The organism is Anatilimnocola floriformis, assembly GCF_024256385.1.
Classification (GTDB): domain Bacteria; phylum Planctomycetota; class Planctomycetia; order Pirellulales; family Pirellulaceae; genus Anatilimnocola; species Anatilimnocola floriformis.
In genome coordinates, this window is sequence record NZ_JAMLFW010000001.1 from 1,137,919 (window position 1) to 1,158,774 (window position 20,856).

General features: G+C 58.9%; 14 protein-coding genes. 7 read left to right on the top strand and 7 right to left on the bottom strand.

Translation table 11 applies throughout. The features are described 5' to 3' along the window. Positions 1-2: 2 nt before the first annotated feature. Positions 3-1,400, bottom strand: a complete 1,398-nt coding sequence (locus M9Q49_RS04690) for a hypothetical protein (protein WP_254507498.1) — start codon at positions 1,398-1,400, stop codon at positions 3-5. 287 nt (positions 1,401-1,687) lie between these two features. Between M9Q49_RS04690 and M9Q49_RS04695 the strand changes: the two genes are divergently transcribed. Beyond that, positions 1,688-3,163, top strand: coding sequence for a PQQ-binding-like beta-propeller repeat protein (locus M9Q49_RS04695; RefSeq protein WP_254507499.1), 1,476 nt, complete (start codon positions 1,688-1,690; stop codon positions 3,161-3,163). Positions 3,164-3,274: 111 nt separating this feature from the next. Here the strand turns inward: M9Q49_RS04695 and M9Q49_RS04700 are convergent, their stop codons facing one another. From M9Q49_RS04700 to M9Q49_RS35705, 5 genes are all read right to left on the bottom strand, one after another. Further along, a complete protein-coding gene (locus tag M9Q49_RS04700; RefSeq protein ID WP_254507500.1) occupies positions 3,275-4,549 on the bottom strand; it encodes a phenylacetate--CoA ligase family protein in 1,275 nt (424 codons plus the stop codon). A gap of 171 nt (positions 4,550-4,720) precedes the next feature. Further along, complete coding sequence (locus M9Q49_RS04705) at positions 4,721-5,947, bottom strand: cytochrome-c peroxidase (protein WP_254507501.1); 1,227 nt, start codon at positions 5,945-5,947, stop codon at positions 4,721-4,723. 271 nt (positions 5,948-6,218) lie between these two features. Beyond that, positions 6,219-7,481 carry a lactate racemase domain-containing protein gene (locus M9Q49_RS04710; protein WP_254507502.1) on the bottom strand — a complete coding sequence of 421 codons (1,263 nt, stop codon included), beginning with the start codon at positions 7,479-7,481 and terminating at the stop codon, positions 6,219-6,221. A gap of 9 nt (positions 7,482-7,490) precedes the next feature. Further along, positions 7,491-8,654 carry a hypothetical protein gene (locus M9Q49_RS04715; protein ID WP_254507503.1) on the bottom strand — a complete coding sequence of 388 codons (1,164 nt, stop codon included), beginning with the start codon at positions 8,652-8,654 and terminating at the stop codon, positions 7,491-7,493. 105 nt (positions 8,655-8,759) lie between these two features. After that, entirely contained in the window at positions 8,760-10,076 is a 1,317-nt protein-coding gene (locus tag M9Q49_RS35705) for an SHD1 domain-containing protein (RefSeq protein ID WP_254507504.1), read from the bottom strand. Positions 10,077-10,384: 308 nt separating this feature from the next. Here M9Q49_RS35705 and M9Q49_RS04725 point away from each other — a divergent pair, with 308 nt between their 5' ends. From M9Q49_RS04725 to M9Q49_RS04750, 6 genes are all read left to right on the top strand, one after another. Further along, the gene (locus tag M9Q49_RS04725) at positions 10,385-11,746 is read left to right on the top strand and encodes an SWIM zinc finger family protein (RefSeq protein WP_254507505.1); all 1,362 of its coding nucleotides are present in this window, start codon (positions 10,385-10,387) and stop codon (positions 11,744-11,746) included. Next, positions 11,743-14,721: a DUF6493 family protein gene (locus M9Q49_RS04730; RefSeq protein ID WP_254507506.1), complete on the top strand. Its 2,979-nt coding sequence runs from the start codon at positions 11,743-11,745 to the stop codon at positions 14,719-14,721. The genes M9Q49_RS04725 and M9Q49_RS04730 overlap by 4 nt, the downstream gene beginning before the upstream one ends. A 104-nt stretch (positions 14,722-14,825) precedes the next feature. After that, complete coding sequence (locus M9Q49_RS04735) at positions 14,826-15,548, top strand: hypothetical protein (RefSeq protein WP_254507507.1); 723 nt, start codon at positions 14,826-14,828, stop codon at positions 15,546-15,548. 64 nt (positions 15,549-15,612) lie between these two features. Continuing rightward, positions 15,613-16,263 carry a response regulator transcription factor gene (locus M9Q49_RS04740; protein ID WP_254507508.1) on the top strand — a complete coding sequence of 217 codons (651 nt, stop codon included), beginning with the start codon at positions 15,613-15,615 and terminating at the stop codon, positions 16,261-16,263. Further along, positions 16,250-17,680 (top strand): sensor histidine kinase, encoded by a 1,431-nt coding sequence (locus M9Q49_RS04745; RefSeq protein WP_254507509.1) that lies wholly within the window; start codon positions 16,250-16,252, stop codon positions 17,678-17,680. The genes M9Q49_RS04740 and M9Q49_RS04745 overlap by 14 nt, the downstream gene beginning before the upstream one ends. Positions 17,681-18,152: 472 nt before the next feature. Beyond that, positions 18,153-19,088, top strand: coding sequence for a TIGR03067 domain-containing protein (locus M9Q49_RS04750; protein ID WP_254507510.1), 936 nt, complete (start codon positions 18,153-18,155; stop codon positions 19,086-19,088). On the opposite strand, the gene M9Q49_RS04755 is transcribed toward M9Q49_RS04750, so the two are convergent. After that, on the bottom strand, positions 19,069-20,784 hold the full coding sequence (locus tag M9Q49_RS04755; RefSeq protein ID WP_254507511.1) for a serine/threonine-protein kinase: 1,716 nt from the start codon (positions 20,782-20,784) through the stop codon (positions 19,069-19,071). The two genes, M9Q49_RS04750 and M9Q49_RS04755, sit on opposite strands and share 20 nt — an antisense overlap. Between the last annotated feature and the right edge of the window lie 72 nt (positions 20,785-20,856).

The window sequence follows — 20,856 nt, forward strand, 5'->3', positions numbered from 1 at the left end:
GCTTAGGGGAACGAGATCAGCGTCGGGGCGAGAGCAAAGACGTTGAACGCGCTGGGCAGGAGCGTATCAGTGCCAAGTCCGCCATTGACGATTACGCGACTGTTGAACCGCACGAAGTCGTTAGCATCAACGCCGATATCGAGCGTATCGCTGCCAGCGCCGAGATCCATCGAAACGATGGAGTCGAACTGAGTGCCAATACCATCATTTTGATTGCCGTTTTCGACGTTCACGCGATCGTTACCACCAGCGGTAGAAACCGTCACGACGCTACGGAATCGTGAGTTGTCGAGTTGGATCAGGTCGTCCCCTTCGCCCGTGCTCACCACCACACCACCGAAAACATTCAGGCCGAAACCGGTGATTTCATCGGCTCCACCCAGCGTGGCGATCGTCAGGCTGCTGCGAATGGTGGTGGCCCCTTCGTTCATCAACACTTCGTTATCGCCAGCGCCCAGCGACAGCGAAATTGCGTACACATCGAACGTCAATGTATCGAAATCAAAAGTATCGATACCACTGCCACCCGTCACGGAGATCAGACCAGTTACGTCGACGTTGTCCGAAGCAAACTCAATGAAGTTCGTGCCATTGCCCAATGAGGCGACAATCGAACCGTTAACGGTCAACTGCGGATTGAAGCCGAAGTCGCCAGGTTCGAAGTTGTCTGGTCCCGAACCGCCGATGACGGTAATGCCGCCATTGATGGTGGTGTTGCCATCGATGAAGAAGTCGTTGTCGCCGTCGCCACTGTTTACTGTGATATAGCCGGTGTTGACCAGCGTATCGCCGAGATCGATGAAGTCGCTGCCGCTGCCACCCGTGATCGAAACCAGGCCGAGCGTGAGCGAGACAGTGGGATCAAGGTCGGTCACGTTGTTGCCGTCACCATTCAAAGCGACGAACGATTGACGTGCGGTGAAGCTGCCGTCGTCAACGTTGATCGCGTCGTTGCCAGCGCCCATGGTGGCCGCAACGCTGCCAAACGAGTTTGAGTCGCCGTTGTCTTCGCCGAACGTCAAGCTGTCGTTGCCGTTACTGCCATTAAAACGGAGCATGCCCGTGATGTTCGTCAGCACGAATGTCGCCGAGTCATCGCCGTTGCCCATTTCCATAAAAATGTTTTGAATGCCCTTCGGCACGATCTGGCCATTGGCAATGCCGTTGACTGAGGTTCCCACGCCGGTCACTTCGACCGTGCCCGCCACAACACCCTCGATTCGCACTTCGTTGCTGAGGTTGTCGCCGTAGATGTACAGATTCGGGCCCAGTGCATAGGCCAGCACGTTGCCGGCCAGATTCAGGCGAGATTCGAGCGACTCACAAGTCGGACGGAAATTCCGGCTTTTCAGTTTGGGTGCGGCCTTCTTGGATGCAGACTTCTTTTTAGGCAGGCTCATTAGCAAACAGCTCCCTGAATTTGGGTGGAATACACCAGTAATTGGCCAGAGTTTATCGCCGCGAGCTAGCAAATACAAGCGTTAAGGTGGGGTGTTTGCGAGAAATTTACAGGCATGCAGAAGGCTGTTTCTCCGCGGAACAAATGACATTTCTAAATTCGTGAGAATGTCTGCAGATTCTCTTTCCGAATAGCTTTTTTCACCCGGTCCGTGAGGGAGTGGTTGGGGTTGAACCTCTGGGGTAGTCGGTTTGTACTTTGGGTGCGCGCGGAACGAAGGAGTGGACGATGGGGCTTCGCAGTTGGGCGGTGCTGGGTGTGTTGGCGGCAGGTGGATGGCTGCCGGCAGCGGCGGTGGAGAATTGGCCGCAGTTCCGCGGACCGGCCGCCACCGGTCTCGCCGAGCAAAAGTTGCCGACCGAATGGGGCAACGACAAAAACATCGCCTGGAAAGTGGAACTCCCCGGCGCGGCCTGGTCGCAACCGGTGGTGTGGGGCGACAAGATCTTTCTCACCACGGCAGTCACCGAGAATCAGCCGAAGCCGAAAGCGGGCATGGGTGGCGGCGGCGGTGGTCGCCCCGGTGGTGGCGGTTTTGGAGGCAGGCCAGGCGGTGGGCAGCCGGGTGGCGCTCCGCGCGCGCCCGATGACGACGACGATCGTCCGGCCCGCCCTGGTGCTGGTTCGGGCCGCCCACCGGGTGGCGGCTTTGGAGGTGGACGAGGCGGCGGCAGTGCTCCGAACGCGGTCTATCGCTGGAAAGTGATTTGCCTCGATCGCGCCACGGGCAAAGTGTTGTGGGAGAACCTCGCCAAGGAAGCCAAGCCCACCATCTCGATTCATAGCACGAACACCTATGCTTCCGAAACGCCGATCATCGACGGCGAACGTCTTTACGTTTACTTCGGCATGACCGGTTTGTATTGCTACGATCTCGAAGGCAAGCCGATCTGGAGTAAGGATCTCGGCTCGTTCAACATGATGAACGGTTGGGGCGCGGGGAGCTCGCCGGCCTTCGATGGCGAGCGAATCTACGTGCAATGCGACAACGAACAAAAGTCGTTCATCGCGGCCTTCGATAAGAAGACCGGTGAGGAACTGTGGCGGAAGTCGCGCGACGAACGCTCGAACTGGTCCACGCCGTTTGTCTGGAAGAATAAGGTCCGCACCGAGATTGTGACCGGCGGCGGCACGAAGATGCGTTCGTACGATCCCAAAACGGGCGACCTGTTGTGGGAACTCGGCGGCAGTGTGAGCCGTTGCTCGGCTACGCCGGTTGGCGACGACTCGCTGCTGTATGTCGGCAGCGGCGGCGGCATGGGTGGCAACGGTCCGCTCTTCGCGGTGAAAGCCGGCGCCAAAGGAGACATCACTCCTAAGGGCTCATCCGACACGAGCGAGGGCGTGGCCTGGACCGTCGATCGGGCCGGTCCGCCGATGGCATCTCCGCTACTCTACCGCGGCAACTTGTACGTGCTCGATCAACGCGGCGGCGTGCTGAGCTGTTTCGACGCCAAGACGGGCGAGCAGCACTACAAGCAGCGGATCAACGGTGCGAAGGGCTTTACCTCTTCGCCGTGGGCCGGCGATGGCAAGATCTTTTGCCTCGATGAAAATGGCCAGACATTTGTGATCGAAGCAGGCAACGAATTGAAAGTACTCGCCACGAACAAGCTCGACGACATGTTCTGGTCGTCGGCAGCGCTCGCGGGCGATCAACTGCTGCTCCGCGGCATCGATCGTCTCTACTGCATCAAGCCGTAACAGTCGTCGATTCGCTCCGCGATCGATGAATGGAGATCAAGAGTCAGTGGGCCGCCGATGGGCTCGCTGAATTGTCGGCGTACGTTCATCGATCGCGGGAGCGATCGACGACTATTGGCGCCGATCCACAAACCGCTGTCCTTTCCCTTCAAACCGGGGCAGCGTGCCCAGCGGCACGAGTTGCACTTCGATCTTGAGTCCCAAGCGAAGCTGCAATTCGCGGGCGATCCGTTCGGGCTGCGCGAGTCGGTCTTCGACTTCTACCGACAGGCTATCCATCGCGCCAGCTTTGCTCGCCGTGACGCGGAACTCGACGACCTCGGGAAAACCTCGCAGGATGTGTTCGATGGAACTGGGAAACACATTCACGCCGCGGACCACCAGCATGTGGTCGGCCCGGCCGAGCACGCCGCCGACGAGCAGCACGAACCTGCTATCGCCGCTGGCTTCGAACTGCGGCCGCACGAGATCGCCCGTGCGGTAACGAATGAGCGGACTTCCGCGGCGGCCGAGCGATGTGAGGACCAGCTCGGACAATTCTCCATCTACGGCGGGCTCACCGGTCGCGACGGAGAGAAACTCGGCGATGAATTCGCTTTCGATCACATGCAGGCCCCGCTCATCGCGGCTGTAACCCCAAGGGCCAACTTCCGAAGCGCCAGCATGATCGATCACACGGGCGTCGAAGGCTTGTTCGATGCGCTGCCGAGTCGACGGCACGGAGCCGCCCGGCTCACCCGCGACAATCACATGGCGAATGCTGAGTGAGCGCGGATCGATCTGATTGTCGTGCGCAACCTCGGCCAGGTGCAGTGCGTAGCTGGGCGTGCAAAACAAAAGTGTCGCCTGGCAACTGCGCATCATTTCCAGTCGACCGCGACTATTCATGCCGCCCGTAGGAATGACCAGCAAGCCGCGCTCGATGCAGGCATCGCTGGCGCTCCAGAAACCGATGAACGGCCCGAAGGAAAACGCCATCAGGGCCCGATCGTCGCTGCGGACCTCGGCAGCATCGAGAATGTATTGCCAGGTCTCGACCCACCACTGCCAATCCTCCGCCGTATCGAGCACCGGCATCGGCCTGCCGCGCGTTCCCGATGTGTGGTGATAACGCACGTAGCGATCGAGTGGATAAGTCAGGTTCGCCGCAAACTCACCCGCCGCCGGCGCGGTGACCAGCTCATCCTTGAAGGTGAACGGCAGATCGGCGAGCTGATCGAGCGAGGTCATCGGCTTGACGAGTTTGCCGAGCTTCTCGACGTAGAACTTGTTGTGCGGAATGACCTCGATCAACAGTTTGTTGAGTCGTTCGAGCTGCCAAGCGCGCAGCGACTCACGCGAGAGTTGTTGTCGTTGCCAACGGTCAGAAGCAGAGGTGCGAAGCATAGATTTATTTTAGTTCATCCGGATCACGGTGCGGAGACGGGGAGTGTGGATCATGGCAGATTGCAGATCGAAGATTGCAGATTTTAAAGACGTAAAGCAGCAAGCCCAGCGAATCATCGCTGGGCTTGTCGTCTTTCAATCTGCAATTTGAAATCTGCAATCTGCAATTTCCTACGGCAGTCGGCCAGTCGCGACCTTCGGGAACGGTCCCGTCAACGCGTTCATATATTCGACCAGATCCTTTTTGTCCTGCGCGGTGAGGTCGAGCTTCTTCACCTTATCGCTCAGGTGCGGATTGGCGTGGCCACCCTTGGCGTACCACTCGACGACTTCTTCCAGCGTTTTCTGGCTGCCGTCGTGCATGTAGGGGGCAGTTTGGGCCACGTTGCGAACGGTTGGCGTTTTGAATGCGCCGCGGTCGGCTTCGGTCTTGGTCACTTCAAACCGACCGAAATCGGGTTTCGCGACTTCCATGCCGACGCCCAGGTTGTGATACTTCTCGTCGCTGAAATTGGCGCCGGCGTGGCAAGCGGTGCAATTTGCTTTGCCAAAAAAGAGCTCGCGGCCGCGCTTGGCCGAATCCGAAATCGGGTGAGCCTTGCTTTCGGCTTTCATCTTTTCGTACTTGGCAAACTCAGCCGGGCTGTCGGCTTTGAACGAATCCAGATCGGCCAGTTCGTCCTTGAAAATCTTTTCGAACGAATAGAGCGGTTCGTAGTAATCGGCCGGCGACGGGCCGGTGACAACTGCGCGTTCGAACGAAGCGATCGCCTTGCCAACGGTTTTGATGTTGATCCCTTCGCCGGGAAAAATCTTTTCAAACTGAATGACGTAGCCCGGGAGTTTCTTCAGGGCGCCAACGCACTCTTCGTGCGTGAAGCCCATCTCGATCGGATTGGCGATCGGGCCGACGGCTTGATCCTCGAGCGTGGCGGCGCGGCCGTCCCAGAATTGATTGCTGCTTACGATGCGGTTGTAACTGACGGGCGAATTGCGATTGCCGGTCAAACCCTTAATGCCGACGCCGAACTGCGTGGCCTTGGCCCAGCCACTGTCGGGAGCATGGCAAGTCGCGCAGCTGACTTTTTGATCGACTGACAAACGAGGATCGAAATAAAGCTGCCGGCCGAGTTCGATCTTGGCGCGGGTCAGTGGATTGTCTTTAGGAATAGAAATTTGATTTGCACCGGCATTCAGCCCCAGCGGCAACTCGACGGTGAGCGTCTCGTGATTCTTTTCGTTCGCGAGCCACGATTTGATCTGTTCAAGCGTGAGAGGGCCTTGGCCCGGAATGCCGGCGGTCAGTTCATCGCCGCCGAGCAGAATGGTGGCGGGGTCCGCAGCGAAACAGGCAGTCGAAATCGTCAACGTCAGCAGCAGGGCTAGCGCTTTGCTCATGATCTTCCTTAGGCGAGAACAGGTGGGCGAGATAACGGTGGGTAATAAAGCGGCGTTTATTCTATTCGGCGACGAGCGATGGGGCAGCTTGCGTGAGGCCGCAAATTCACAGTCACCTTTCGCTTCGCGAAAGAGTGCGTCTGCGTAGGATGGACCAGTGGTCCGTCCACGAAGCGGGTACCAAGCCAAAATGGTTGCAGTTACAGTCCCGGACGGACCACTGGTCCGGCCTACGGGAAGACGCGTCCTTTCACGGAGTGAAAGGCGACTGTCAAACCCGATCTGGCAGATTTCCCGCCGCGTCGAATGGCATCGGTCGCGGATCGGTGAGGATCGTCAAGTCGGTTCGGCTTTTGGCTTCATTCCAATACGCGGCCGAGCATTCCACTTCGGCAACTTCCAGCGTGTTGTGAATCCACTGCAGAGAAATATTCTCCGGATCGACCAAGCCGCAGGTCGGAAAGGCTGTGTCGAGCATCAGCTGATCGGTCGCGTAGTCGAGCGGCATCATCGCCGCTGTCGGATGGCCGCCGGTGAGGCAGTTAATGCGTGTGATTTTCACGTCGATTTTTTCAATCACGCGCGTCAGGCAGAACTCGCTCATGCCGATGCCGGTCGCGTTGCCGTGGGTCGCGTCGGTCAAGTCGCGCACACAAATCCGTTTCACCTTCGGCCATTCGTCTTCCATGGCGACGTGATCGTTAAACTTGCGGCCGATGACGTTCGTATCCATCCCCGCGCCGCTGATGTTCTTGCCGATCTGATCGACGAGCAGAACGTGCGCCATGTTAAACGGCAGCCGTGGGATCCATTGCTTGGCGAGAATCAGCAGTTCTTTTTCGCGAGCTTCGAATTCATGTGGCGCGACGGCTTGGATCTTGGCCGTTTGATCGTAGGCGTTCTCGACAATCCCGACGCCGGCGACGATGCGACACTTGGCCAGCACTTCGCGAGCCACGCTGCGGAGGATTTGTCCGAAGTTGTAGTCAATGATCGCGCGATGATAGATCTTGGCCCCTTCGTGCTTGCCGAGGCCGATCAACATCATCTTCATCAAGCCGCTTTCGATGTCGCCGACGAAGTTGGTGTGCGGCTTCACTCGGCCGACGACGCACACATGATCGGCGCCGAAGGCATGCTTATCGAAATGCACCGGAAAGCCTTCTTGAGCCTGGCAGACGATGACCGTTTCCATGCTCGCCCGAATCGGGCAACCCATGGCGTGCTCCGTAATGCCATAACCCTCGATCAGCCCGCGCTGCCCTTCAGCCGTGCCGCCGCCGTGCGAACCCATCGCGGGGACGATGAACGGCTGCGCGCCGAGCTTTTTAAAATGATGAACAACCGCGTGAATGATCTTGGCGATGTTTGCAATGCCGCGGCTGCCGGCCGTGATGGCGACTGTCTGACCCGGCAACACTTTATTGCCGAGTTCGAGTCGCGCGAGTTCGTTCTCGACCGTCGTGGGAATGTCCTCGACGGTTTGCGAGTCGAACTTCTGGCGAACGCGAAAGATGTTTGGATAGGTAGACATGGAGAGACCTTACTTCTTGGCGAGCGACTGCTGCACTTCTTGTTTTAACTTCTGGAAACAGCCATCCGCCAGACTTTGCAGGCGGTCCTGATACGGCCCATCGGGTAGCAACCGTAGCGAGTCGAGCAGCGTCCATTTTCGGCTAGAAGGAGGCAAAACATCGATCGCGGCAAACACTCGTTCGATCTGTTCGCTGGTCACTTCGCGCGTAATCGGTTGTCCGAGGCCCATGATGACTTTGGCTCGCTGCAGATCGGCGAACTTGCCGGGGTCGTCCTGCATGGCTGCGAAGACGTGCGAGACGACGGCCTGTGTTTGCTGCACTTCGTCCCACTCGTTGCGAATTGAATCGAGCAGCAGGCTGAAATACGACACCGAGGCAAACGACATAGCGCCGCTCGTAAAACCGCAGCGCTGCCGCCGCGTGATGTCGTGGCGTGGGCCATCTTGCAGTGCGCGAGCCAGGTGCGGATCCCAGCCTTGCACGATTTTCAAATGCGCGAGCCGTGGATCATCGAGAAATCGCAGCGTGCTGTTCTCGTAATTGGCTTCGGTAACTTTGATGGCAACTACATTGTCGCCCCCCTGCCCTCCCACCAACTCGGCAGTCGCTTCGGGATTCATCGGACAGCCGCTGACATCGGAGATGGAATACAGACCAACGGCCAAGCCGCGCTCGGCGGCGCCTGCCACGATCGGTCGCATGTTTTCGGCGACTTGCTGATCGGTGGGATTGCTTCCCAGGTTATTGCCGGGGCGAGCGAAGACGACCGCGTATTGCAAACGTGCGAGCTGATCGAGCAACCGCGCGTTGGCGGCCTCGCCGTCTTCAGGTCGCAGCAGCGCGACCTTGTAGACGTCTTTCCAATCCATGTCGGCGGCGACTTGGAACCACTCTTCCAGTTCAGCCGCTGTCCGCAAGTGCGCCTGGCCGGTCGATGCGCCAATCAACAACGCCGAGCGACCGGCGCCAGGATAGGGATAGTCGAACGTTGCAAAGCGGCCCGCGACGCCAATCAGGGCCTGCAAAAACTGCTTCGTCCGCGCGTGATCAAGTCTTCGCCGCGGCAGCTCGCCGGTCGTGGGATCGAAACACGCCACCGTCGCGGCAGGATAGTTGGCAATCGGATCCTGAATGAGCGATTTTACGAGCGGAGAGATGTAATTGGTCACAGGCTGGCCTTCGTCGCGTCATGAGAGAGATGCGACGAAGTTTAATGCAGGCGATGCACTGCCGCGAGATGCGGAGGCGAGATGCCAGCCCAGCGCGAAGCCGTGCTAGTTCGACGCCGTGCGCGGGGCCTTGGCCAGATACTCTTTGATCCAGGCTTGGTCGGCGTCCGAAAGTTTTTCCAGAGGGATGGTCGTATTCACGCCCGTGGTGCGTTGCAGCTTGACCGTTTTTCCATCAATGCCGACAAACTTTGCTTCGGCTGTGTACTTGCCACTAGTCCAGGTACGATTGGCATCGGCAACATCCACGGTGACCTTGGGCAACACGGCTGGCTTGCTCGGAGCGCTGACCGGCCGCAGCACTTGCACCACTTCGGCTAGATCCGGCGCGGGAATTTCAACCTTGGCGACGCGCCAATGGCCGATCTTGTGCATGTGCAACGTTTGCCGGCCGATGACCGTCGGAATCTTATCGGTGAATTCGGCCGAGCCCAGCGTGCGAGCGACGGCTGAGATCGTAAGCGCCAGTTTGTTCGTTTCGGCTTGCTTCGCCAGCAGGTCGATGCCCGTCGCGATGGGTTCGCCGATGAAGGTGTCGTGGACCCACACTTCGACTGGTGCATTGTGGGGATTGTTCGGATCGTACTTGGGCAGCTCGAGCGGCGGGCCGCTGTCGCTGAAGCTTGTGGCGATTTGAAAGTAGTGCGGAGTCGTGCAGCAGGAATACTTGATATCCATCGGGCTATGGCTGTGACCCGTAGCCGAGGCCAGCGACCGGACGTCGGCCACTTCGTTGAGCTTGGCCAGCCGATGGGCTGCTGTCTTTTCAAACGCCAGTTGAATTCGCCGTTCGGCTCGCTGAGCGGCAATCTGTTCAAACTGCCCATGTTGACCGGCTTCGATCGCAGCTGCCCGGCGGCGAACAATTCGACCAATAATTCCGCCGCGGGTTGAATCGATGTTCTCGATCGTGGTTTGCGTCGTTGCATTTACCTTGGCAGGCTGACCATAAAAACCACGGGTTGGTTCAAAAACGACCAGCTTCGTGGCCGTAAATTTCGTCGTTGAGCGGCTCGTGACGATCGCCGGTCCGTTGTAACCGGTGGTGTGCGAGACTGCCGTTCCTTCGAGAATGATTTGAAATTTCGCACTGTCGCCACTCTCGATCAACTTGACGACCGGAGTGCCGGTGACCTTGGCTTTGCCGATTACGGTGGTTCCAAGCATCTGCTCTTGCACATCGGATTCGCGATTAACGAGATCCTTACCGTCCATCGATGAGTTCAGCATCGCGCTGGAAACTCGCAGCACAATACGATGATCCGGCTTCGGATCGGCTGCAAACGCCGTGAGCGTCGCGCCCCACAATAAGAGTGCGGCTACAAAGATTTCCGACTTGCGCTCGCGCCAGCTGGTATTCACGGCCATGCCCTCATCTTCGCCCAAGTTGTTCCGACCACGCGTTCCTTGCAGATGCCGTGCCACCATTTTAGTTCAAGGCCGTGGCGATTGCGACTATCGTCACCGTTAGCTCCGCAGTTCGTTATTTTTCGCCGAAACTGCCGTTTTTTACCGCCGCGAATAGTTCGTCGCCTCGGGCGATACGCATTACGAATGACTCAGCCCGTTTGTTCGCTGGCAGGCCATCGACGAAAGGCGTGAAGTTGCCCGCCGTAGCCGTTAAGATGTGCGGGCAACGGTACCCTGCCTCTTCTTTAAAAACATCGCTTATGGCGACTGGCATCGATTATACCTATCGCTATCCCTTCGCCTCTTATCTGGGAGACGTGGACAGCGCGCCTGGACTGTATCTATCGACCTGCAGCGTGCGGCAGCAACATCCGCATTTCTTTTGCGGGCGGCTTCGCGAGCCCAAGTTGGTAGGCGATATGCTGCTGGCGCTGAGCGATGTCGTTCGCACGCATTACTTTTTGCCGCGCCCTGCCAATCTCGATCCCGTGGTCACGAGCTCGCCCGAGATGCTTCGCTTCGAAGGCTTCTCGGGTTGCTGCGGCGTGTATGCGCGCGTGGATTTGCCAGCGGCGGCCTTTGATCGCGATATTCAACGCAGCGGCACGACCAACGTCGACTTTAATACGGCCATGCGGAATTCATTGGCTCGCCTGCGTAACAGTCGCGAAGCGTCGCTGAGTGTCGGCCGCGAAGGAGTTGAGCTCACGCACGCGGGCGAAACCGTCGTCGAGAAAAAAGTAAAGTTGCCGATTCGCTGGCTGAAAGGCTTTAGCGAAGTGCAGGCCTATCAAGCTGGCTTGCAGCTGCGCGTGGAAGTGCCCGGCGCCGAAGCGCGACGATTTGTCCGCAGCCTGCCGACCGGCGTGGGACCAAAAAACATTTCGTACGTCGTGGCCAGTGGCGCTTCTTTGCGGCTGTCGCAGGTCTCGCGGCCCAGCGCGGTTCCGGTGCAAGGGATGAACCGCATTCGCGCGATCGAACCGTTGCTTACGACGGCCAAGACTCTGCGCATCTGGTCCGACGACGCCGGCGTGAGTGGTTGGGAAGTGATCTTTCCCACCGGCCGATTCTTTCTGCTGATGAGTCCCGAACTGCAACGCGGTTTCAGTGGCGAAGGGCAAGTCCTCGCGCAACTCGCCGCCGGAAATTGGCAAGAGGCGCTTCCTTACGTGCAATCCAATCTCGCCGGTCAATCGCAAATCGATGCTGCCGCGCTCGCCAGCAAAGTTGGCTTGCCAGAAAAAGAAGTCGCCGCTGCCCTCGCCGTACTTGGTACGCGCGGGCTCGCCGGTTTTGATGTCGCAACTGGAAAATTCTTTCATCGTGAGTTGCCGTTTGAACTCGCCCAGGTCGAAGCACTGCAGCCCCGTTTGAAAGAAGCCCGCAAGTTGCTCGCGGAAAAGGAATTGAAAGTCCTCGCCACCCCTGCCGAGCGAGCGTGGGACGTCGGCGTGCCGGGCACCAGTGTCGAACACCACGTGCGACTGCGACCGACGGGCGATCGCTGCACTTGTCAGTGGTACAGCAAACATCAGGGTGAGCGCGGGCCCTGCAAACACATGCTCGCGGCGCGGATGTTCGTCGAACGCGATGATGAAGATGGCGAGGATAAAGTATGACGGCCGAGGCCTTTCTGGAATGTTTGGACCGCAAGGGGCGTCAACAATGCACGCTCGACGATGCCATGCAGTTGGCGGAGATTGTGGCGACTTGGACCGAAGCCCAGCGGCGAAAGCTGTCGAAGACCGTCGTCGAGATGACGCGGGTTGGCCGTGATGTCGGTTTCTATTCCAGCAGTGCCTACCACATGTTGCATCTGGCAGTGCTCGCCGTGGGCCCTCTCGCAGCCGCGAAACGCGTTGATTCTTTTTATCACTTCGAAACGGCTGCCATCAAAATTCTCAGCGACCGCCGGCCTGATTGGCTCGATCAGTGGGTTGCTCTGCAAATGTCCAAGAAGTATCCGGCCATCAGCTGGTGGATGTTTCGCGAACTACTTCGCAACGGCACCTGCAGCAAGCCGAGTTCAGACGACTACATTCGCTTTCTCGTGAGTTTGAGCGGAGACGTTGACCCCTATCGCCCCGGCCCCCGCGACGTGCCTCGCGGTAGCTTCCGCCGCAGTGAATACCTGCAGCAGAATCCGGAGTTCATCGAAGACCTGTGGCGGTTTTTCGAAATCGAAACATCGATCTTCCTCACTTATTTTCAGCCTGAGGTACTCACCACGAATGCAGCCGACGGCAATGCGCCGGAAGGTTGGTGTGCGACGCTGATTCGCCTCGGCGAACTGGGGCTGATGGATCGACAACGATTGCTCACTGCCACCTTGCGCGCTCTCGGATCAAGTTTCTCAGCCAATGCTCTTACCAGTTTCGCGCGGTTTTTCGAAAGCCTGAACGCCACGCCCGAAGAACTCGCTGCCGCGCAAACGGTGTTCGGCGAATTGCTTGCTAATCGTGCGTCGCACGTGGTGAAGTTCTCCTTGGAGCAATTGACCAACTTGCAAAAGCTCGGCTTGCTCGATGGCCCCGCGTTTCTCGCCGCTGCGCCCGCCGTGTTCGCGGTGAAGCCCAAGGGGCAGCCACTAATGGTGCTGGCGATTGCGACGAAACTCGCCAAGGATCAGCCCGACCTGGTGCCAGAAATTGCCAATCTCGCCATCGAAGCCTTATCGCACGATTCAAGCGATGTGCAGGCCTCAGCGCTGAAGATGCTCGCCGGTTGGCAGGCGCGGTTGCACCGCGATCACGCCAGCGAACTACAGGCGAAATTGCCGGGAATAGCCGCAAGCGTTCGCCCCCGCGGCGAAGCGCTGATTGCTGCGCTCGGCGTGACGGCCGAAGATGATTCGCTCCCCTCCCCTGCCCCGTCGATTTCGCTCGAGGAGTTTCAATCGCGCGCCAGTGCCGTTCCTGAGCGCTGGCTGAGCGCGAGCGGATTCAACGCAGCGCTCACCGCAGCCACAAGCGATTCCTGCTTCACCGGCGCATCGTTCAACGTCAGCGAGATCTCGGTTCTCACTTCTTGCGCACCCATCGTGCCGATCGAAACGGTCGATGAGTTGCTCGATGCCGTCGCGCATGCGCTGGAAGAACTCGATTCGGGAGATGAACTCGAACGGATTCTCGACGGTATCAGTCGTTTGGGCAGCGAGCGGCCGGCTGACTTTGAGTTGCGCGCCAAGCCGCTCGTGCAACGACTCGTAGCCAATCGCCGCGACAACTGGCGAGGCCTGCTGGGCTTGGGCATGCATCCCAAGTTGCCGCAACTCTTGTTGCGCTGGTTGGGTTCGCCTGAGGTGGTTCAATACAAACAGATGGAAGATCCGCGCGCCTTGCCGAAGTTTATTGAGCGCCGCCTGCGCGAAATCGAAGCGCGCCTCGCCGCCGGGCGATCGCGGTCGTTGCTCTGCGCGCCGACGCATCAACACGGTTGGCTCGATCCACTCGTCTTCGTCGCTCGACTGCAAGCCACCACCACGCCGCGGACCGCAGATCTGCTGCAAGCACTCATTCGGCTCGCTCCCGATCATCGCGCGGCTGCGCTGGAGAGCGCCCGTGATTTGCCGGATGATTGGGGCGCTGCCGTGCGCTATGCGCTCGGTGGTCCGCCGCCGACGGAGTTTATCGAAAGCGATGAACGATTCTCGCTATGGCTCGCGGCTGGCAGATCGCGACAAGCTTTCGGACCGCTCACTGACCTCGCGCTTGCCGGAGGTCCGTCGCGCGAGACCATTATCGCCGAGCCGACGTTTGCCTGGCAGGCCATCGACCGCAATCCCGCGTCTCGTTGGTCCTCGACGATGACCCTCAAGCTGAGCATCAATCCCGGCCTTCCTCGCGCCGAAGAGAACGCGCTCCGCCCGACGCTGGCGATTCGCGAAGACAATCTTCATAACTGGGCCAACTTCGGCGTCGAATGGAGCAAGGCCTGGCTCATTCCACTTTGGCCGGCGAACCTCGACGCCGTACTAGCCGAGGGTGTGCGTCAACTGCGTGTCCGCATCGACGAACCGGCTTCAACGTTCGAACCGAACTACGTTTATCTGCAACCGCTCCTGCGGCCCGATGTTTCTTGGAGCGAGCTCAGTTGGTTGGCGATTTGGCTCGCACTGCTCAGCAAGGACTCTAGTTCGCGCGGCATGGCCATCGATGTGTTGATCACCGGTATCGAAGATGGCCGGGCTCAACTGCAGTTCGATGTCTTAGCAAAACTTGCCACTGGCGAATGGTTCAAACTCAACCGCCTCGCCGACGCAGGCCGCGAAGTGGCCCGCGTCTCGCCGAGGCACGCCTGGTGGTGGGCCGAACTGCTGCAACGCTTCCTCGCGCAGCTGGCCACTTGGCCCACCGAAGCCCATCACCTGCTGACACTCCTTCTCGAACTACTCTCAGAATTGCAACTCAGCCTGAACGCGGAATTTCGATCGACGTTCGAGTCGCGCACCGTCACCGGCAAAAGTGCGAAGGTGCTGAAGAGCATCCTGGCGCTGCAGGCCAAACCCAACTCCGCCGCGCGACAGCAAGCCCATTCGCTCGCGCTCGAAACTGCGTTGTCCCGCGCTGAGCGCTGGGCTGCGGGCAGTCTCTAATCTGCCTTTAAGGTTCGCTTCCTACCATTCGAGTGTGTGAGTTGGCCTTCAAGACGGCCGGCTGTGCCTCGGCCAACTCGAACTATCGTATTGGAGAAAATGTCATGTCTCATTCCCTGATTTGGTTTGCAGCCGTGGTGGCGTCGATTATCGGCATGCAAGGTGCAATGCCGTCGGCGAAAGCGCAATCGGCCAAGGAACCCGCCAGCAAGTCGGCTCTCGACGAACGCTCGGGCAAGATCGAAAAACTGCTGCGAAACGACCATCGCGACGTCGATGGAGCCATGCTCGACGACGGCACGCGGTTGCATTTTCCGCCGCACGCCGCCCAGCAGTTCGCCAGCATTCTGGAGGAAGGGAAACGCATCGTGGTGTACGGACAAAAGGAAAAGACGCCGCGCGGCGAGGAGGTTTTCGAAGTGAAGAAATTCAAAGTCGGTGACGAAGCCGTTGAAATCGCACCACCGCGCAAGCCCAAGCCGCCAGGCCCAAAAAACGAAGAGCGCGAGATGACCGCCGACGGCGAAGTGAAGGGGTATGAAAAAAATCCGAAGGGCGAAATCGACGGCTTGGTTCTCACCAACGGCACCGTGGTGAAGATGCCTCCCCACCGCGCCGTAGGACTGAAAGACAATTTCCCCGTTGGCTCGCAGGTGCATATCGAAGGTCGCCGGCACGTCACGCCCGCTGGCGATGTTCATCTGCATGCGGACAAAATCACGGCCGCCGATGATCGAGCCGACGCCGTCAGCGACAAGGCGACCATGGTGGAAGTGCTGCGCGAGCTGCGGGCCATTCGCGCTCTGCTCGAAGAGTCACGCAAGTAACGAGTAGAAACGAAGTGCACGACCGGCAGTTCGCTTGAGCTGCCGGTCTGCGATGGAGATAACGATGCGAGCCCTCGTCATTGAAGATCAAAACGACTTGAGACGCCTGATTCAGGAGATGCTGGAAGACGATGGCTACTGTGTGGATACGGCCCCCGATGGCGCCGAGGGATTGCTGAGAGCTCGCACGGTTTCGTACGACATCGTGCTGCTCGATATCATGCTGCCCAAATTGGATGGCTGGGAAGTGCTGGAGCAACTGCGCGAGACACGTCACACGCCGGTGCTGGTCCTCTCGGCTCGCGACGCGGTTTCCGATCGCGTGCTCGGTCTCGATCTGGGAGCCGACGACTATTTACCCAAACCGTTTGAGCGCTCCGAACTATTGGCTCGCGTGCGAGCGCTCATCAGGCGCTCTGCGGGGCAAACGAAATCGACGCTGCAAATTGCCGATATCGAAATCGATCTGACTTCCTGCGAAGTCCGGCAAGCCGGCGAATTGGTTTCGCTCACTGCCCGCGAGTTCAACCTGCTGAAATATCTTGCCGTGCATCGCGGCAAGGTCATCAGCCGCTTGGAACTCTACGATCACTTGTTCGCCGAGAACGACGATGCCGCCTCGAACGTGCTCGATGTTTACGTTTCCTACCTGCGCAAGAAACTTGGAGCCGATCTGATTCAGACCAAGCGAGGATTAGGTTATGTCATCCCCTAAGAAAGCTGCCTCGCCAACGCAGCAAGCGACACGAGTGCCGCGAGCCTACAGCCTGCGAAACGTGTTGCTGGCTTCGCACCTCGGACTGCTCGCGGCTGGCATGCTGATCTGCGGTATCGCGTTCTCGGCGTTGATGCTGTGGACGACTTATCGGCAAGCGGAAGCCGATCTGCTGGGCGCGGCACAAGTGATGATTCGCGATGCCAACGGTCGGGGAGAATCGATGTCGATTCCTCCCACCTACTTTCATCGCTTCGGCCCCGCGCCCCGCGATCAAGCCTACTTCGCTCTCTGGGATAGCAACGGCAAGTTGGTAGCTCAGTCCAAAAATCTGCCGGCGAATATCGAGCCGACCTCGCAGCACCTCCCCGATCACGGCCCGCGGCCTTACGTGAGTCGAGCCTACGGCCGAAATTTGGAAATCATGGTCGCCACACCCGAGCAAGGGCAGCTGTTGATTGGGCGGCCTCTGGCGAAAGAGTTCGATTTGTTTTGGTGGATGCTGGCCAGATTCGCTGCCATCGTCACGACGGGGCTGATTGCCGGAGCGGTGGCCGCGTGGGGACTTTCCCGCTGGATCGCGCGACCGGTGGCGACGATTGCGAGTCGAGCCGAATCGATCTCTGAAAATAATCTCGAACAGCGGATCGAAGTTTCTCACGGCACGCTCGAAGTGGTTGCACTCGCCGACGTGCTGAATCGGATGCTGGCTAAGTTGCACGCAGCTTTCGCGCGGCAGTCACAATTTACGGCCGATGCAGCGCACGAACTTCGCACGCCGATCACCATCATCCTCGCGCAGGCCGAACAAACCTTGGCCCGCGAACGATCGACGGCCGACTATCAGCAGGCGCTGCAAACCTGCCAGCGTACGGCCCGGCAAATGAAGAGCCTGGTCGACAATCTGATGCTGCTGGCCAAGGCCGATGCTGGTCAGCCAGGCGCGCGAACAGAAATCGTCGATCTGTCGCAAGCCGTACGCGAATCAGCCGACGAACTGGCCCTGCTGGTGAAAGAACGGGGCGTGCAGTTGCACGTGCACGCCACGGCCGCGCTGGTCCAAGGCGATTTTCAGCAGCTGAGGCAAGTCGCTGCCAATCTGCTGAGCAACGCCATCAAACACAACGTGCCGCAGGGCGAAGTCTGGATCGACGTGAGTGCCAACGGCAACCAAGCCACCCTGCGTGTGCGCGACAACGGCCCGGGAATCGCCGCCGAGCACCACGCCCAACTGTTCGACCGTTTCTATCGCGTCGATCGATCCCGAACACACGGCGCCGAAGTTAGCTCTGGAATCGGGCTCAGCATCGTGCGGGAAATCGTCACCGCTCACGGAGGAACAGTGCAGCTAGACTCGTCGCCGGGAGCGGGCGCTACGTTCCTCGTTACGCTGCCGCTAGCGAGCGCAAGGGCCTGACGCGCGAACACGCGTCAAGGAACAAAAAAAGCGACGAGCTAAACTCGTCGCCAGTTGACCTCCATGGATTTGAACCATGACTAAATGATCCAGAATCATTCGTGCTACCGTTACACCAGAGGTCAATACTGCTGTTACGCAGGGTGTCTCTGTAAGTTACGACGAGCCGCAGAAAGGGTCAAGGGCAGTGTTTGTCTTGGTTGGTGAGCAGACTCGCAAGCAGAAAGGCTAGCCACAGCTGTCTCAACCAAGGCAGCAACCTTTGAGTCAAAGTGTTGGCAGCAGACCTTGGGCTTCGATCGGTCACCGACCCATCTCTAATTTGACGACCGTTACGCGCGCGGACTATACTCTCCGCACTTGCCGTCCCCCTGAATGGGTCGTTGCCGGCTTGCGGTTTGCTCTGTGCCACAAAACGTTGAACGCGCTCTGCGCGTTGATAATCGACAAACGAATAAGTTGGAGACCTGCCATGCGAAGTTGCTGTGCGGCCTTGTTGCTGGCGTCGGTTTTCTTGTGCACGGCGGTGGGGCAACAGGCCAAGCCGAATGAAGTTAAACCAATCGAGGTCAAACCAGGAGAGCGATATCACGTCGAATGGCTGAGTGTCACGAAAGATAAGCAGCGGATCAACGATTGGGACAACAACAAGATTGATGTGGTCAAGATGCTTCAAATTCGCGAAGAGCAATTTGAACGATTGAAATCGGGGACGCTGCTGGAAATTATTAGAATCGAGCCAAGGTCGGCAGACTTCCCCGTCGGTTACGTCGAGTGTAAGCGAACTAATTTTCGCGGCCCGCCAGAAACGGTGTATGCGCTTCCATCGCACCTAAGACCCGATTCGGTTAGGTTAACGCAAGCCAGTCAACCCGATCCACCGCTGGCTCCCGGTCAGCCGTTCTACCGCAGCTGGAAGTCTGCCGATGGGAGCTTTGAAGTCTCGGCAGAATTGTTGGAGTACGACGCCATGAAGGTCGTCCTGAAACGGGAGAAGGACGGCAAAGAACTTCAGCTGACGCCTGACAAACTTTCCGCAGCCGATCGCCAGTGGCTGGCGGATCTAGCGTCGCTGGAGGGTGTTTGGCTATGTGTTTCGATTGAACACATGGGGATGGTGATGCCAGATCCGCGTCCCGAATGGCTGGCGATTTTTCATCGCGGCAGATTCGGCCTGATGTATGGTGCGAACCTGAACGTGCATGGAGAACTTGCCCTGAATTCTAAGGCGAATCCCAAGACCCTTGATATCATCAACCCGATCAGTAAACAGAAGGTGCTGGGCATCTATCAAGTCGATAAGGATAGTCTCAAACTGGCGCTTGCCGCGCAAGAAAAAGATCCTCGCCCCGCCGCATTGAAAGGCGCCAAAGCGGGCACGATGATTTTCAAGCGGGAAAAGAATTAGTTGCTTCGCCGATCTTGCCCTTCCGAATCGCCGCCAGAATCGCGCGCAGCCGTTGGCGGTAGTACTTCAGCCCCGGAAAGAAGAAGCACGCCGCGGCGACCACGCCGAAGATGAAGTGCCCGTAGTCGGGGAAGTAAGCCATGGCGGCTGCGGTGGCGAAGAGGGCAAAGGCTTGCACGTAGAACGCGCCGGTGAGCATGCCCGCTTTGATCAGAAACGCCATGCCATTGATGATGCCGAGCATGGGCGAGAGTTCGAGCACGCCGAGGCCCAGCCAGTACTCCAGCGGAAAGAGCAAGCCGATGCTGATCATGCTGCCGGCCCACACGTGCGCGATTTGCCGTTCGACGAACGTCACCGGTCCCATGCGGCGACGCAGCGCCCAGAAGACCGCTGCCCACGTGCCGAGGCCCGCGGTCCACAGCAGAAAGTAAATCAAGCGATCTTCCGGCTTGCGATAGCCCCACAAGAACAGCACGTTCGTCAGGCTGCAAACGGAGAACAGCACCAGGCTGTGCCACATCCAGAGCAGGCCCCAGTTTTCGAGCACGGCGGCGTTGTGCGTTTCGCGCATCCAGCCAGCAAGGACCTGCGCAAATCGCCCGCTGCGGGCGCTGATGCTTTCGTCGTTGAGGAACGCGTCGAGATCGCGCGCGAGGCCGGCTGCGGTTGCATAACGCAGATCGGTGGGCTTTTGCAGGCAGCGGAGGCAGATCATTTCCAGATCGCGATCGGCGTGCTGATTGAGCATCCGCGGCGGCACCGGATCCTGCTCGAGCACCATCAACACCGTCTCGACCGGCGACGCTCCTTGAAAGGGCGGCCGGCCGGTGAGCATGTGATAAAGGACCACGCCGAGGCTATAGACATCACTTTGCGGGCCGACCTGGCCGCGGTTGCCGGCCGCTTGTTCGGGCGCCATGTAGGCCGGTGTGCCGAGGATTGCGCCCGTCTTGGTCAGGCTCGGTTCATCGCTGATTTGTTTGGCCAGGCCGAAGTCGGTGACGTGCGGTTGGCCTTGCTCATCGATCAGAATGTTCGAGGGTTTCAGGTCGCGATGGAGCACGCCCTTTTCATGCGCGAAATGAATAGCCCGCGCCACGGTCACGAGCAGTTTGGCTGCTTCGCGTGAAGGCATTGGTCCTTCGGCGAGTCGCTGCGCGAGCGTGGTGCCGCGAATGAACTTCATGCTGAAGTAGGGCCGACCGTTGATCTCGCCCACTTCGTACACCGGCACGATGCCCGGATGATCAAGCTTGGCGGCGGCCTGGGCTTCGGCTTGAAAGCGTTCGCGTTCGGCTTGCCGGGCAAGTTCGCCCCGGAGGATCATCTTGATGGCGACTTCGCGGCCGAGGCTCTCTTGCCGCGCGCGAAAGACCACGCCCATGCCGCCGCGGCCTAGTTCTTCTTGCAAAACATAGTCGCCGAGATGCATCGGCAGTTCGAGCGAACCACTCGCGGTATCACTGGTGACTGGCGGCAACGTATCGGCGATGCTGCTGCTCTTGCCGGCGACCTGCGCGACCATGATCGCGCCCCACAGCTCGCGCAGATCGGCAGCAAACTGCGGATGGCTACGGCACTGCTCTTCGAGATTGACGTGCTCGCCCCGCTGCGCCCGATCTGCGAGATCGCTGACGAGCAGAGCGAGTTGCTCTTCGTGCTGACTCGCGGCATCGGGAGAAGGTTGAATCATTGTGGATGGTCACAGCCCGCGGCGTAAGCCAGGGAAGCGAATGGCAAAGTAGCTGAATTCGCCAGAATTCAG

Bases quoted from the DNA above. Each gene is read 5' to 3' on its own strand.
- M9Q49_RS04690 (WP_254507498.1), bottom strand. From the start codon at position 1,400: ATGAGCCTGCCTAAAAAGAAGTCTGCATCCAAGAAGGCCGCACCCAAA.
- M9Q49_RS04695 (WP_254507499.1), top strand. From the start codon at position 1,688: ATGGGGCTTCGCAGTTGGGCGGTGCTGGGTGTGTTGGCGGCAGGTGGA.
- M9Q49_RS04700 (WP_254507500.1), bottom strand. From the start codon at position 4,549: ATGCTTCGCACCTCTGCTTCTGACCGTTGGCAACGACAACAACTCTCG.
- M9Q49_RS04705 (WP_254507501.1), bottom strand. From the start codon at position 5,947: ATGAGCAAAGCGCTAGCCCTGCTGCTGACGTTGACGATTTCGACTGCC.
- M9Q49_RS04710 (WP_254507502.1), bottom strand. From the start codon at position 7,481: ATGTCTACCTATCCAAACATCTTTCGCGTTCGCCAGAAGTTCGACTCG.
- M9Q49_RS04725 (WP_254507505.1), top strand. From the start codon at position 10,385: ATGGCGACTGGCATCGATTATACCTATCGCTATCCCTTCGCCTCTTAT.
- M9Q49_RS04730 (WP_254507506.1), top strand. From the start codon at position 11,743: ATGACGGCCGAGGCCTTTCTGGAATGTTTGGACCGCAAGGGGCGTCAA.
- M9Q49_RS04735 (WP_254507507.1), top strand. From the start codon at position 14,826: ATGTCTCATTCCCTGATTTGGTTTGCAGCCGTGGTGGCGTCGATTATC.
- M9Q49_RS04740 (WP_254507508.1), top strand. From the start codon at position 15,613: ATGCGAGCCCTCGTCATTGAAGATCAAAACGACTTGAGACGCCTGATT.
- M9Q49_RS04745 (WP_254507509.1), top strand. From the start codon at position 16,250: ATGTCATCCCCTAAGAAAGCTGCCTCGCCAACGCAGCAAGCGACACGA.
- M9Q49_RS04750 (WP_254507510.1), top strand. From the start codon at position 18,153: ATGCGAAGTTGCTGTGCGGCCTTGTTGCTGGCGTCGGTTTTCTTGTGC.
- M9Q49_RS04755 (WP_254507511.1), bottom strand. From the start codon at position 20,784: ATGATTCAACCTTCTCCCGATGCCGCGAGTCAGCACGAAGAGCAACTC.